This is a genomic window from Streptomyces resistomycificus (genome assembly GCF_001514265.1).
GTDB lineage: Bacteria > Actinomycetota > Actinomycetes > Streptomycetales > Streptomycetaceae > Streptomyces > Streptomyces resistomycificus.
Genome location: NZ_KQ948994.1, coordinates 231,089 through 244,663, shown reverse-complemented (window position 1 = coordinate 244,663; position 13,575 = coordinate 231,089). Strand labels below are relative to the sequence as shown.

At 71.6% G+C, this 13,575-nt stretch carries 10 protein-coding genes; 3 read left to right on the top strand and 7 right to left on the bottom strand.

Annotated elements, in window-relative coordinates; all coding sequences use genetic code 11:
- Window positions 1–22 precede the first annotated feature (22 nt).
- The 6 genes from AQJ84_RS23995 to AQJ84_RS23970 form a co-directional block, all read right to left on the bottom strand.
- Complete coding sequence (locus AQJ84_RS23995) at window positions 23–1,111, bottom strand: BMP family ABC transporter substrate-binding protein (RefSeq protein WP_030037961.1); 1,089 nt, start codon at window positions 1,109–1,111, stop codon at window positions 23–25.
- Between the two features lie 660 nt (window positions 1,112–1,771).
- A complete protein-coding gene (locus AQJ84_RS43150; RefSeq protein WP_157874945.1) occupies window positions 1,772–1,909 on the bottom strand; it encodes a hypothetical protein in 138 nt (45 codons plus the stop codon).
- A 13-nt stretch (window positions 1,910–1,922) separates the two neighbouring features.
- Window positions 1,923–3,302 (bottom strand): amidohydrolase family protein, encoded by a 1,380-nt coding sequence (locus AQJ84_RS23985; protein ID WP_053191032.1) that lies wholly within the window; start codon window positions 3,300–3,302, stop codon window positions 1,923–1,925.
- Complete coding sequence (locus tag AQJ84_RS23980; RefSeq protein WP_051869509.1) at window positions 3,299–4,321, bottom strand: alcohol dehydrogenase catalytic domain-containing protein; 1,023 nt, start codon at window positions 4,319–4,321, stop codon at window positions 3,299–3,301. The genes AQJ84_RS23985 and AQJ84_RS23980 overlap by 4 nt, the downstream gene beginning before the upstream one ends.
- Before the next feature lie 417 nt (window positions 4,322–4,738).
- A complete protein-coding gene (locus tag AQJ84_RS23975) occupies window positions 4,739–5,950 on the bottom strand; it encodes a PucR family transcriptional regulator (protein WP_079022651.1) in 1,212 nt (403 codons plus the stop codon).
- A gap of 11 nt (window positions 5,951–5,961) precedes the next feature.
- Window positions 5,962–7,410, bottom strand: a complete 1,449-nt coding sequence (locus AQJ84_RS23970) for an aldehyde dehydrogenase family protein (RefSeq protein ID WP_030037966.1) — start codon at window positions 7,408–7,410, stop codon at window positions 5,962–5,964.
- Window positions 7,411–7,483: 73 nt separating this feature from the next.
- Between AQJ84_RS23970 and AQJ84_RS23965 the strand changes: the two genes are divergently transcribed.
- The 3 genes from AQJ84_RS23965 to AQJ84_RS23955 all read left to right on the top strand — a co-directional run bounded on the left by AQJ84_RS23965 (window position 7,484) and on the right by AQJ84_RS23955 (window position 12,398).
- Entirely contained in the window at window positions 7,484–8,566 is a 1,083-nt protein-coding gene (locus tag AQJ84_RS23965) for an NAD(P)-dependent alcohol dehydrogenase (protein ID WP_063785363.1), read from the top strand.
- 133 nt (window positions 8,567–8,699) lie between these two features.
- Window positions 8,700–10,901 carry a cytochrome P450/oxidoreductase gene (locus AQJ84_RS23960; protein WP_051869513.1) on the top strand — a complete coding sequence of 734 codons (2,202 nt, stop codon included), beginning with the start codon at window positions 8,700–8,702 and terminating at the stop codon, window positions 10,899–10,901.
- A 354-nt stretch (window positions 10,902–11,255) separates the two neighbouring features.
- Window positions 11,256–12,398 carry an acetamidase/formamidase family protein gene (locus AQJ84_RS23955; protein WP_051869515.1) on the top strand — a complete coding sequence of 381 codons (1,143 nt, stop codon included), beginning with the start codon at window positions 11,256–11,258 and terminating at the stop codon, window positions 12,396–12,398.
- 148 nt (window positions 12,399–12,546) lie between these two features.
- Here AQJ84_RS23955 and AQJ84_RS23950 read toward each other — a convergent pair whose 3' ends face one another.
- Complete coding sequence (locus AQJ84_RS23950) at window positions 12,547–13,380, bottom strand: SDR family oxidoreductase (protein ID WP_030037971.1); 834 nt, start codon at window positions 13,378–13,380, stop codon at window positions 12,547–12,549.
- Between the last annotated feature and the right edge of the window lie 195 nt (window positions 13,381–13,575).

Here is a 13,575-nt window from a genome sequence, read left to right as displayed (position 1 = left end):
TGATCTTCCTCGTGTCGGCTCGTCAGCCGAGGCGCTTGACCTCGGCCTCGGTGTTGATCTTCTTGCTGCCGATGTCCTTCATGAACTGCGCGAGCTTCTGCTCCTCGTCGCCCTTGGCGTCGCAGATCCTGACGGTCGGGTAGGGGTCGCGACCCAACTGCCACACGCGTGTCGTGCCCATCTTCAGGTTGTCCTTGGCGAACTCCTCCAGCGCGGCGCGGAAGTAGTCGCCCGGGCTGAAGATCACCGAGATGTCGTATTTCGGGCTGGTCGAGTCGCACCGGTCGGTGCCGGGCGTGAGGGTCAGGGCGTCGTTGGCGTTCGCGAGTTGTGCCGCCGCGTCGGTCGCGCCGCCGAGGTAGGGGTAGATGACCTTGATGCCCTGACTGATCTGGGCCTGGGTGGCCTCCTTGGCCTTCGCCGAGTCGTTGAAGTCGCCGGTGTAGGTGCTCGTCAGGGTGGCCTTCGGGACGACCTCCCTGATCCCGGCCAGGAACGCCTTGGCGGCGGCGACGCTGAAGCCTGCCTTGGCGCCGGTGATGAAACCGGCCTTGGTGTAGCCGGCGGCCTTCATCTTCAGGCCCGCGGCGTAGCCGGCGGTGAACAGCGACTGGTTGGGGTCGTCGGTGGACAGCAGGACCCGCGGGGCCTGGTCGATGTTCGCCGACGACGGCACGTACCAGGCGGTCTTGGCGCAGACCGGCTCCTCTGAGGCGGGGATGGCGGTCTTGAGTTCACTCGCGCCGAGCGCGACCATGTCGACGTGCTGCTGGCACAGTGCGCGGGCCGCGGTGAGGGCGTCACTCGCGGGCACACTGCCCCGCTTGATGACCGTCCACCCCTTCTCCTTGGCGAAGGCGTCCGCCGAGTCGACGAAGCTCTGGTAGTAGCCGTGGTCGTTGATGTCGCCGGGGCTGAGGACACCGATGACGACCTTGCCATCGCCGTTGACATCGGGTTCGCTGAGGCCCGAGCCGCTGCTGCCGCCGGCCTGGGTGGTCGCCTTGGGCGCTGTCGCCGCGTTGCTGGCGCAGCCGGAGAGCGCGAGCGCCCCCGCGAGGGCGAGGCCGGCTGCGGCCCGACGAGGCCGGAGCATTCTTCCTGTGGTCATGTGCGTGGTCCGTTTCTGGGTGACGCCGTCCCGCCGGGGCGGGGGTGACGTTCGGGTCGGGGTCGGCTGAACGGTCTGGGTCCTGGTCGTGTTCGGCGCCAGGAGACGTGCTCCCGGTCGGAGAGGGGCTCCTCACCCGCGGCGACGAGCCACGGGCAACCGGGGCCGCCTGACCGCTCGGACCCGGGTGGGGTCGATGCGGTCGCGGGCGGAGAGGGTCGAGTCGTCGGCGGTGATCCGGACGGCCTCGGCGGGCAGGGCGTGTACGCCTGGGAAGCAGATGGTGGTCGGCGCCGCCTCGTGCGGGCGACGCTCCGGGTTTGCGGGACTGTCAGCAGCCGATGGTCTGGCGGCGGGCTACGAGGGCGCCGGTCGCCGGTCCGCTGTGCGCCTCTCGCCGGTGTCGCGGGCGTGATCGCGGGGCGCCGCCTCGATGTGGTCGGCGTGCTCGGCGATCGTGACGTGCGCGAAGGACCGGCCGGTGCGTTCGGTGTCGGGCAGGCGTTCTTCGGCTCGGGGGTGTGGTGCCGCTCGGCCCCGGCGGTGGCCGCGGTCGGCGGCGCGTCGGCGCTGACCGGGGTGCGGGAGCCGTGCGGTACGGCGTCGCCTCCCGCGTCCGGGTGGAGCGTGATGATCACGCAACCAGGTCGAGAGTGGTGATCACGCGTCCGGGCCCAGCATGGTGATCAGGCGTTCCGGATCGAGCGTGGTGATCATCGCGGTCGGCGGTGGTGCCGCCGGTTGCGGCAGCAGGCCCTTCTTCGCCGGCGAAATCCCGGACGTGTCGAAGACGTTCAACGGCGGGTCTCCTCTATCGGCTGGCCGCCGGTTCCGTCGGCCAGGTGGGGCGGGGCGTGATGCCGGCGCGCCGCAGCAGGGCGGCTGACCGCTCGGCGGCGGCCGCGGCCACGGCCGCGAGGTCGACGCCGGTCGGTCGCCGGTCGCGGACGACCACGCGGCCGTCGACCAGAACGTCACGGACGGTCCGCGACACGTGGCCCCACACGAGTTGGCGGGCGAGGTCGCCCCGGGGCATCCAGGCGGGGTCGGCGGTGTCGAGTACGACGAGGTCGGCAGCCTTGCCCACCTCGAGGGAGCCGATCCGGTCGCCGAGGCCGATCGCCCGGGCGCCGTCGATCGTCGCGAGGGCGAACGCCTGCTCGGCTCGGACGGGATCGGGCAGATCCCGGTCGCGTTCCAGGCCGGCGAACAGGTAGGCCGCCAGGAGGACGTCCGGGGCGTCGCCGGCGTTGTGTGCGTCGCAGCCCAGTGCGACCCTCCCGCCGCGCCGCACCAGTTCGGCGTGGCGGGAGGCTCGTGTGTAGCCCTGGGCGAGACGCAGGTAGGCCCCCGGGCAGGCGGCGACCGCGGTATCGGTCTCGAGGATCGCGTCCACCTCCGTGTCGTCGAGCCACACGGCGTGGCCCAGCAGCAGGCGCGGGCCGAGCACTCCCAGCTCGCGGAAGTGGACCACCGGCCGGCGCCCGCAGCGCAGCGCGTACGCCTCGATGTCGGCGGGCCCCGGCGAGATGTGCCAGGTCAGTTGGACGTCGAGCCGTTCGGCCAGACTCGCCGCTCCGGCGAAGAGCTCGTCGCTCGCGAGGTCGTGGCCCACGAGCGTCACCCACCCGGTGACCGGCCCGGTGGCCGGCAGGGACCGGACGATGTCCTCCTGCCGGGCGAGTACCTCGTCGACGGGCGCGCCGAACGGCACGTTCTCGGCGTCCCAGCCCCAGCCCCCGACGCGCGCGCGGACACCCGCGGCGCCGAGCCCCGCCGCGACGCGTTCCGGGTAGGCCACTGTGCCCGGCTCCAGCACCGTGGTGATGCCCCGGGACAGACACTCCACCGCGGTGATGGTCGCGGCCAGTTCGTCGTCGTCGCCGTCGGCGTGGGCGTGCAGCGGGACGATCCAGTCGAAGATCGACTCCTGCGAGCCGATGTCGTCCGGAATCATGCTGCGCACGAGGGGATCGACGGTCGTGTGCTGGTGGGCGTCGACCAGACCCGGGATCACGACACAGCCCGACGCGTCGATCTCCCGCGCGCCCGGGAAGCGGGCGCGCAGGTCCTCGGCCGTGCCCAGCGCGGCGATGCTGGTCCCGGACACGGCGACCGTCGTTCGGGTGAGGACTCGCCGAGCGGGGTCCATGGTGACGACGTCGCCGCCCACGATCAGGAGATCGGTCATGGCTTGATCACGACCTTGCCGATGGTGTCGCGGGCCGCGAGTACGGCCCAGGCGTCGGCCAGATCCTCGAGCGGGAACCGGGCGGCGGTGGGCAGACGCAGACCGCCCGCGAAGCAGGCTGACGTGGCGGCGACGAAGTCGGCGGAGCTGTAGCCGCCGGTGCCCAGCAGTTTCAGGCCCCGGTGGAAGACCTCCTGGAGCGAGAACGACACCTGGTCGCCGCTGGTGTTGCCCATCAGCAGCAGACGCCCCCGGATGCCGAGGCAGTCCAGTGAGGTACGCCAGGTGTCGGTGCCGACGTGGTCCAGGACCAGGTCCGCCCCTGCTCCGTCGGTGAAGACCGACACCGTTTTCACCGCGTCCGGGTCCTCGTTGCGCAGCACCAGGTCCGCGCCTGCCGCCCGGGCCGCGGCCCGCTTCGCGTCGCTTCCGGCGAAGGCGACGACCGAGGCGCCGGCTCGCTTGGCCAGCGCGATGGCCGCCAGGCTGACCGAGCTGGCGCCCGCGTGCACGACGAGGGTCTCGCCGGCGGCGAGTGACCCGACGGTGTGCACCGCGTGCCAGGCCGTCGCAAAGGCGGTGGGCAGGGTGACGGCCGCGCTGAGGGGCACGGAATCGGGGACCTGAACAACCGACTCCGCGGACGCCAGCACGTATTCGGCCAGCGCGCCAGGGGCGTTGCCGCCGAGAATCCGCGGTCTGACGCAGTACGCGCGATCACCCACCGCGCAGCGCGGGCAGCTGCCGCAGCCCTGGGTGGGGTCGACTGTGACCCGGTCACCGGGCACCACCGAGCTCACCGCGGATCCGGTCGCCGCCACCGTTCCGGCGAAGTCCATGCCCGGCACGTGGGGAAGACGGAAGCCGGGGATCAGGCCGGGTCCCTTGAGCTGCAGCAGGTCCAGGCGGTTCAGCCCGCAGTACGCGACCTCGACGACGACATCGCGCGGTCCGCACACCGGCTCCTGGACGTCCTGCAGGAACACGGCCTGGGGCCCGCCGAAATCGGTCTGCACCATGGCTCGCACCGCGGCCTCCTTACCCTTACCCGTCTCGCATTGCGAGGCGGTGGAACGTATTGCGAGGTACTCTGCCCCTGCCGAACGGTGCTGTCAACGCCCTGGTGCTACATCTTGGTTTCGCGGGCGTATCGCCTGCGGTGAGGCTCAACAGCCCAGGCTGCGGCAGGGTCGAGCAGGTACACGAACAGGCGACGCCGCACCACTCGGGCGCGGCGGAAAAGCCTGATGTCGGCTCGGTCCGGAGGACGTGCACGGGATGCGGTCGGGTCAGTGTCACGCCGGGCAAGCGGGGCAAAGTCGGGTCGGTGCCCGACCCGGCAAGCCCAGGGCGAAGTCAGGTCAGTGCCCGACCCGGCAAGCCCAGGGCGAAGTCAGGTCAGTGCCCGACCCGGCAAGCCGAGAGCGCATGCCGGATCAGCGTCCGGCGGACACCGGCTCGTCCTCGCCGCACACCTGGGGGTCGGCGGCGTGGTCGTCGGCCGCGAGCAGGTCCAGGGCCGTGAGCGCCAGGTGCAGTCGCGCCGACGCGGCGGGCAGCAGCGGGTCCGTGCCCAGGAGGTTCTTGATCTGGCGCACCCGGTAGCCCACCGAGTTGCGGTGCAGATGGAGTTGTTCGGAGACGCTCTGGCGGCTGCCCCTCTCGGCCAGCCAGGCACGCAGAGTCGCCATCAGTTCCGGACGCTGCCGGATCGGCCCGAGGTGCGCCTCGGCGTACGCCTCTAGTCGCGCGCGCGGGAGAGGCAGCAGTACCTGGACGACCCCACAGCGGTCGTAGGTGAGCAGCGGCTCCTGCTGGGCCCGGGCCAGGCCCAGCAGTCTTTCGGCCTCGGTGAACGACCGGGCCAGGTCTTCGGGTGAGTCGGTTCGGGAGCCGCTCGCCGCGACGACACGGTCAGCGGACTCGTCGCCGGTCATCAGGCGCAGTCGGTTCCGCAGGCGGGCGAGCACGGTCTCGTCCGGCACCACCGTCCACGCCGTGCGCCCGTCCTGCTGCACCGGGTGCTCCAGCCAGGCAAGGGCCGTGGACCAGGCGCGCAGGCGGGAACCGTGGTAACGCAGTACGGCACCGGCCTGCGGTCGCTGCAGATCGATCCCCAGCCCGGCGGCCGCCGCGCACACCGAGGCGCTCACCGTCGTGGACCGCAGCGCGGCGACGACGTCGGCCGGCGTGTGCCGCACCGAGAACTCGACCGGGTCGCCCCCGGCACGCACGGCGTCGATGAGCAGTGCGGTGACGGCGGCACCGGCCAGCGCTCGCACGCGCGGATCATCGGCACCGACAGTCAGCAGCACGCCGGCCACCGTGGTGCCCGCACGCACGGGTAGTGCAGTGGCCCGAGATCCGTCGAGCGTGTCGACCGCCGGTGCGGCCCCGCCGGCGAGTACGCCCTCAGCCACCGCGGCCGGCACTCCCGCGCCACCGTCGGTGGTCGCCAGAGGCACGCCCTCGACGGACAGCAGGCGCACATGCGTGCCGGTCGCACGCCGGAGGGCGCGGAGCACGTCCAGACAACCGGCGCCGGCGAGTACGGCCTCCGACAGTTCCCGCTCCAGTACAGCAGGCTCGGCGTCCGGCCCTGGCCCTTGTCGGGCCGGTCCCGACCACGTTCCGGCGGAGGTGCTCATGGTGTCCTGTTTCAGCGGGCCAGCAGCCTGATGGCCACGCCCTTCTCCTGGGTGTACTCGCGCAGCGCCGTGTACCCGCCTCCCCGGCTGAAGCCGCTGTCCTTCTGCATGTTGAACGGGAAGCCGATGACGCCGGCGTCGTGGAACTGGTTGACCGTGACCTGGCCTGAACGCACGTCCTTGGCCAGCCGCAGGGCGCGGGAGATGTCGTTGGTCCAGAGACAGGCCAGCAGGCCGAAGTCGGTGTCGTTCATCAGCCGGGTGGCCTCGGCGCTGTCGCGGAAGGACTCCACGGCGAGCACCGGGCCGAAGATCTCCTCGCGGGCGACGCGCATGCCCGCGTCCACGCGGTCGTACACGGTCGGCCTGACGAACCACCCGTCTCCGACGGGGGCCCCGCCGGTGACCAGCCGCGCGCCCTCGCGACGCGCGTCCTTGAGGAAGCCGCTGACCCGGGCGAACTGTGCGGCACTGACCAGCGGTCCCATGTCCAGGTCGGCTTCCCACGGGCCGCACTTGACCGCGGCCATGCCGGCGGCGACCCGCTCCACGACCTCGTCGTGCACCGAGGCCTCGACGAGCAGCCGGGAACCGGCGTAGCAGTTCTGCCCCGCGTTCTCGGTGATCGAGGCGACGATGGCCGGGATCGCGGTGTCGAGGTCGGCGTCGGCGAAGAGCACGTTGGGCGACTTGCCGCCGAGTTCCAGTTTCACGGGGACGAGGTTCTGTGCGGCGGCCGCCATGATCGCCCGCCCGGTGGCGGTGGAGCCGACGAAGCTGATGTGGTCGACGTCCGGGTGCGAGGTGAGCGCGACGCCCGCCTCGGGGCCGAGGCCCGCGACCACGTTGATCACACCCGGCGGGAAACCGGCTCGGCGGGCGAGTTCGGCGAGCGCGAACGGCGACAGCGGAGCGATCTCGGACGGTTTGAGGACGACCGTGTTGCCCGCCGCGAGCGCCGGCGCGACGTTCGCGGCGGTGAGCACGGCAGGAACGTTCCACGGGATGACGACGGCGCACACGCCGTACGGCTCGGGAACCGTGTAGCCCAGGTAGTAGGGACTTCGGGTCGGCAGCGTGACTCCGGTGAGCTTGTCGGCCGCTCCGGCGAAGTAGTCGATGATGCCGTGGGCGATGTAGATGTTCGTCCGGCCGCCGGACAGGGGCTTGCCCACGTCCCTGGCCTCGATGGCCGCGAGGGCCTCGACGTCGGCCATGATCAGGTCGGCCCAGCGCCGGATCAGTGCCCCGCGTTCGCTCGGGTTGGTCGCAGCCCAGCCGGGGAAGGCGCGGCGCGCCGCGGCGACCGCGTCATCGACGTCGGCCCCACCCGCCCGGGCCACCGTGGTGATCACCTGCCGGGTTGCGGGATCGACGACATCCAGTGTGCCGCCGTCGCGGGCCTCAGCCCACTCGCCGTCAAGGAAATGCTGGGAGGAAGGAAAGTCAACAGCCGCCATAGTGCGAACCTTGACCGACCCTGTCGCGCATGTCAAGATGCGATCTCGCAATGCGAGTCACAAAGGAGACCTGGTGCGCGCTACCGCCGCTCTGCTGGAGCAACCCGGACAGCCCTTCGTCCTGACCGAGGTGGACCTGGACGAACCCCGCCCGGACGAGGTGCTCGTCCGTGTCGTCGGCGTCGGCATCTGCGGTACCGACCTGGAGTTCGCCGGCTTCTTCCCCACTCCCGCGCTCCTGGGGCACGAAGGGTCGGGCATCGTCGAACAGGTCGGCGCGCACGTCACGTCCGTGCGCCCGGGTGACCATGTCGCCATGTCCTTCGCGTCGTGCGGCACGTGCGGGCTGTGCAGGACCGGCTCACCCGCCTACTGCCGCGGTTTCGACGCGTTGAACTTCTCCGGCCGCCGACCCGACGGCTCCACCGCGGTGACCCACCAGGGGCGTGAGGTCAACGCCCACTTCCTCGGCCAGTCGTCGTTCGCCGACCATGTCGTCGCACCGGAGCGGGCGGTGGTGAAGATCGACCCGTCACTGGACCTGCGGCGAGCCGGGCCCTTCGGCTGCGGCTTCCAGACCGGTGCCGGCGGCGTGCTCAACGTACTGCAGCCGAGCCCCGGCTCGTCGATCGCGGTCTTCGGGGCAGGAGCCGTCGGCGTGGCCGCGGTCATCGCCGCCTCGCTGAGCGGCTGCGAGGTCGTCGCCGCCGTCGACGTGAACCCGGCCAAGCTCGAGGCCGCCCGCGGCTACGGCGCCACACACACCGTGGACTCCTCGACCGGGACTGTCGCCGACCAGCTGGCAGCCCTGGTCCCCGGAGGCTTCGACTTCGTCATCGACACGACCGGGCGCGAGGACGTCCTGCGTACCGCTGTCGAGGCTCTCGGGCCGCTCGGTCGCGCCGGAGTCATCGGCATCGGGCCCAGCGAGTCGATGAGCTTCGAGTGGCGCAGCATCCTCAACGGGCGCACCGTCACCGGCATCATCGCCGGGTCCAGCCTGCCGCAGCTCTTCCTGCCCCGGCTGCTCGAGCTCAACGCCAAGGGCCGCTTCCCGGTCGAGAAGATGATCACCTACTTCCCGTTCGAGCAGATCAACGAGGCCGTCGCGGCCGTCCGGTCCGGCTCGGTCGGCAAAGCTGTGCTGACCTTCTGAGACGTCGCCCACCATCCGTTGTCGCACACGGCGGCAACACCTTAGGGTGGCCGACGCCGACGAGGCACCAGACATCCGGTGGCGCGGCCGGACAACACCGCGCACAGGTCCGAGCACGTGGAGCGTGCCCACCATGTCCGCCGACATCGACTTCGACCACCACTCCGACGAGGCCAACGCCGATCCCGTCGCCTACTACGCGCACTTCCGCGAGAGTTGCCCGGTAGGCCGCTCGGACGCCCACGGCGGGTTCACCTACACGACGCGGTACGCCGACGTGGCCCGCATCGCCCGCGACGACGCGACGTTCTCCTCGGCCCGCAGCGACAACGGCGGCTCAGGGGTCGGCATCGTCATCCCCAAGGGGCCGGGACTCGAGCAGTATCCGATCGAGCTCGACCCGCCGCGTTCGACCGAGTACCGGCAACTGATCAACCCACTGCTGACCCCGGAGGCGGTCGGGCAACTGGTACCCATGATCGAGCGCCACGCCGCCCGCGTCGTGGACGACTTCATCGAGCTCGGCTCCTGCGACCTCGTCCGCGACCTCACCAACCCGCTGCCGGCCGCGGTCACCCTGGACTGGCTCGGTTTCCCCGAGGAGGACTGGGCGAAGCTGGCCGGGCCGATCCACGACATCTTCGCCGCGCCGGCCGGCAGCGAGCGCGCCGTCCGCGGGGCCGCCGGACTGGCCTACATGGACCAGCGTATCCGCGAGCTGATCACCGAGCGCCGCTCGGCACCACAAGCCGACGCGGTCAGCACGCTGGTGGCCGGCCGGCGTGCCGACGGCAGCGAGTTCGGCGAGGACGAGCTGGTGTCGGTGATCGGCCTGCTTATCGCCGGCGGCGTCGACACCACCACCTCCCTGACCGGATCGACGCTCGTCCACCTGGCTCGCCACCCCGAACAGCGTCAGCGGCTGATCGACTCCCCCGACCTGCTGGACAGCGCGACCGAGGAGTTCCTCCGCGCGTTCGCCCCATCGCAGTCGATGGCGCGCACCGTCACCGGCGACGCCGAGGTCGGTGGCTGTCCGATGCACGCGGGCGACCGGGTGCTGATCCCGTGGGTCGCGGCGAACCACGACCCCGCCGTGTTCCCCGAGCCCGAGCAGGTACGACTCGACCGCGACGCCAGTCGCCACCTCAGCTTCGGGATCGGCTCGCACCGGTGTGCCGGCGCGCACCTCGCCCGAGCCATGTTCCGCGCGATGATGACGCAGGTGCTGACCCGGCTGCCCGACTACCGGGTGATCGAGGAAGGCCTCGTCCCCTACCCGACACGCGGCAACCAGTCCGGCTGGGACGCGGTCCCGGCGGTCTTCACGCCCGCCCCCCGGGCGACCGCGACGGCGGGCACGGCCCGCGCGCTGAGCACGCCCACCCCGCTGCGGGTGACCGCGGTACGCGGCGCGGCCGACGACGTGGTCGCCGTCGACCTCGGCCTGCCGGACGGAGGCGCGCTCCCCGCCTGGCGGCCCGGCGCGCACGTCGAGCTGCGTCTACCCTCGGGCAGACTGCGTCAGTACTCGCTGTGCGGTGACCCCGCCGACGCCACGACCTGGCGCATCGGCGTCCTGCGCGAGCACCGGGGCCGGGGCGGCTCGGCCGAGCTCCACGAACTGGCCCGCCCGGGAGCCACGTTCGCGGTACGCGGGCCACGCAACCACTTCCCGCTCGCCAAGGCGCCGTCCTACCTGTTCCTCGCCGGCGGCATCGGCGTCACACCGATCCTCGCCATGGTCCGCGAGGCCGCCGGACGCGGCACGCCCTTCACCGTCGTGTACGGCGGGCGCACCCGCTCGACGATGGCGTTCGCCGACGATCTCGCCGCCGTCGCCGGCGACGCGCTCACCCTGCTCCCGCAGGACGAGGCCGGGCTGCCGGACCTTCCCCGGCTGCTGAGCGGGCTGGACACGGGCACCGCCGTCTACGCCTGCGGTCCGGCGCCGATGCTGGCGGCCGTCGAGCGCGAGTGCGCCCGCCTGGACCTCACCGACCGACTGCACCTGGAGCGCTTCTCCGCCGGCGACGACCTGGAGACGGCGTTCGACGCCGCGGAGAACCGGCCCTTCGCGGTTCAGCTGGCCCGCACGGGAGTCACCCTCGCCGTGCCGGCCGACCGCCGCCTCATCGAGGTCCTGCGCGACGCCGTCAGCGGCCTGTCCTACGACTGCGAGAAGGGCTACTGCGGTGCCTGCGAGACCCGTGTGCTCGCCGGCACGCCGGAGCATCGGGACTCCGTGCTCACCGACGAGGAACGCCTAGCCGGGCGCACGATGATGGTCTGCGTCGGCCGCTGTCAGGGCGACCGACTCGTCCTGGACCTCTGAGGTCTGGCCGGCCCGCGGACCACGTCCGCCGGCCGGCCTCCGGGCACCAGCCGACCGGCCACCGAGCACAGGTAGGCAAGGGGCTACGGCACGGCCACAGACGCGATGGCCCGTGAACGAGGGCCGAGCGACGCGAACGCGATGCACGATGCGCGATGCGTTGTGCGCTGCGGTGTGCGTGCCGCCGTACGGCTTCACGACACGACGGCGCGGTGACGGGAAGCTCCCGAGCCAACTCTTATGCGAGATGTCATGTTGCGATACGAGACAACTTCACGGCGCGGACCTCCCTGTGAAACAGCACGGCAACGAGACGTTCATAGCGTCGAGGCCTCCTTCCACGAAAGGTGGGCCATGCCAGCCATCGACTCGCCCCTCCTCGACGTCGCCGCGACCGGCTTCCCGATCCTCCAGCCCGGCCACGGAGCGATCCCGTCGACTACCTACGTCCCTGCCACGCCCGCGAACACGCTGTGGGGCCGCCTTCCGTGCGAGGCGGACTCACCGTGCGCGGTCGTGCCATCGGGTTCCGTCGTCACGGTCGACACGATCAGCCACGAGGGGCTCCTCGAGGATCAGGGCCGCGACCCGCGGGCGTTCTTCGCCCGCTACGGCGTCAGCGGCGCCCATGTGCTCGACGACGCCCAGCAGATCGCGGACTCCGGCGTGCCGCATCACTTCGATGATGACGGGCCGCACCTGGTCACCGGTCCGATCGCGGTGGCCGGCGCCCGGCCCGGGGACCTGCTCGCCGTGAGCGTCCTCGGCCTCACACCGCGGGTTCCGTACGGCATGATCTCCGCACGGCACGGCTTCGGCGCGCTCCCCGGCGAGATGCCGTCGCTGCCCGGTCCCGCGTTCACCTTCGCCACGGCACACGCGGATCGTCACGGCGCGTGGGGCCGGCTGGCGGTGGATCCCTCCGAACCCGCCCGTGGCTCCCTGCGCTTCCCGCTGCGGCCGTTCCTCGGTGTGATGGGGGTGGCGGTACCCGGGGACGAGCGGCCGCACTCGGTACCGCCGGGGAGCCACGGGGGCAACATCGACATCTCCCTCCTCGGCGAGGGCGCCACTCTGTTCCTTCCGGTGCAGGTCGACGACGCGCTGGTCTACTTCGGCGACCCCCACTTCGCTCAGGGCGACGGCGAGGTCGCCCTCACCGCGTTCGAGGCGTCGTTGCGCGCCACCGTCAAACTCGAGGTGGTGCCCGGTGGTGCGGCTCTACGGCCCGGCCACGGACGCGTCGCCCCGTTCGCCGAGACGGACGACTATCTCGTGGCGATCGGACTGGACGAGGATCTGGACGTGGCGATGCGGGACTGTGTGCGTTGCGCGCTGGACCTGCTCGTGACGGACTACCGCATCGACCGTCATCTGGCGATGGCGTACCTCAGCGCCGCAGGCGACTTCGCGGTCTCCCAGGTCGTGGACGGCGTGAAGGGCATCCACGGAAAGATCCGCAAGTCCGACTTCCGCGAGGTCGACGTGCCGCGCTGACGGGCAGACACGCCGTCGGTTCGACGCCGGGGACGCCGACCAGGTTCACGGATCGCGGTGTCGCCGCGGACTCACCCCACGTCGGGTTCCACGACGGCACCGGACATCTCGAGCACACCGGGCGCCCGGCTCTCACGGGCCGGGGGTCTCAGCGGAAGATGCCGACGTTCTCCGCAACCCACTGGCGGAACGGTCTGGCCGGGGAGCCGGTGACCCGTGCGACCGTGTCGCGCACCGCGAGCAGTTCGTCGTTGACGTCTCCTCCCGTGACGTCGAGCACCGCGTCCGCCGCCTCGTCCCCGAAGACCGCGGCCATGTGGGTGTGAGCCTCGTGCCGACTGATCTCGGTGAAGGGAACATCCCGCCCGAGTGCCGCCGCGATGGCCAGGACCTGCTGCCGGGCTGTCACCGGCTCCGGACCGGTCAGGGCATACGTCCGCCCCCGGTGGCCGGGCTCGGTCAGCGCCACCCGCGCCACCGACGCGATGTCCGCCGGGTGGATCGTGGGCAGCCCGGTGTCCGCGTACGGCGCGCGGACCGTCTCACGGTCGCGGATCGACGCCGCCCACATCAGAGCGTTCGATGCGAACTGTGTCGGCCGCAGGATCGTCCAGGCCATGCCGCTGTCCGTGAGCAGCCGCTCGACCGCCAGGTTCTCGTCGGCGGGGCCCAGGTGCGGATGGGTCTGGACGGTAATGGACGACACCAGCACCACGTGCTCCACACCCGCCAGCCGGGCGGCCTCGATGATGTCGGCGTCAGGACCCAGCCGCGACACGAGGAACAGCGAACGCACGCCCTCCAGGGCGGGCTTCACCGACACCGGCTCCACGAGGTCCCCCTCGACGGTCTCGACCCTTTCGGGGAACGTGGCCCGTGCGGCGTCACGGGTCAGCCCTCTCAGCGGCCCCGCACCGCATGCGTCCAGCTCCCTCAGCAGTGCACGTCCTATGTTGCCGGTGCCTCCGGTCACGAGGATCACGAGCGCGTTCTCCTGCCGTCAGATGATCAGCTTGGGGGGAACGCTAGGAGCTCAATCGCACTTCAGGTCAAGGGACATGAGGCACCTGCACGGCCTCGCGATCAGTTTGTGGTCCGGCGCCGGCCGAACTCCCGCTCCGGAGCTCCGGCGAGCGCCTCCCTGGTGGCCAAGGGGGCATGAACGTGCGTCGGCTGC

Coding starts and splice junctions, on each gene's coding strand:
- AQJ84_RS23995 (WP_030037961.1), bottom strand. CDS start 1,111: ATGACCACAGGAAGAATGCTCCGGCCTCGTCGGGCCGCAGCCGGCCTC.
- AQJ84_RS23985 (WP_053191032.1), bottom strand. CDS start 3,302: ATGACCGATCTCCTGATCGTGGGCGGCGACGTCGTCACCATGGACCCC.
- AQJ84_RS23980 (WP_051869509.1), bottom strand. CDS start 4,321: ATGGTGCAGACCGATTTCGGCGGGCCCCAGGCCGTGTTCCTGCAGGAC.
- AQJ84_RS23975 (WP_079022651.1), bottom strand. CDS start 5,950: ATGAGCACCTCCGCCGGAACGTGGTCGGGACCGGCCCGACAAGGGCCA.
- AQJ84_RS23970 (WP_030037966.1), bottom strand. CDS start 7,410: ATGGCGGCTGTTGACTTTCCTTCCTCCCAGCATTTCCTTGACGGCGAG.
- AQJ84_RS23960 (WP_051869513.1), top strand. CDS start 8,700: ATGTCCGCCGACATCGACTTCGACCACCACTCCGACGAGGCCAACGCC.
- AQJ84_RS23955 (WP_051869515.1), top strand. CDS start 11,256: ATGCCAGCCATCGACTCGCCCCTCCTCGACGTCGCCGCGACCGGCTTC.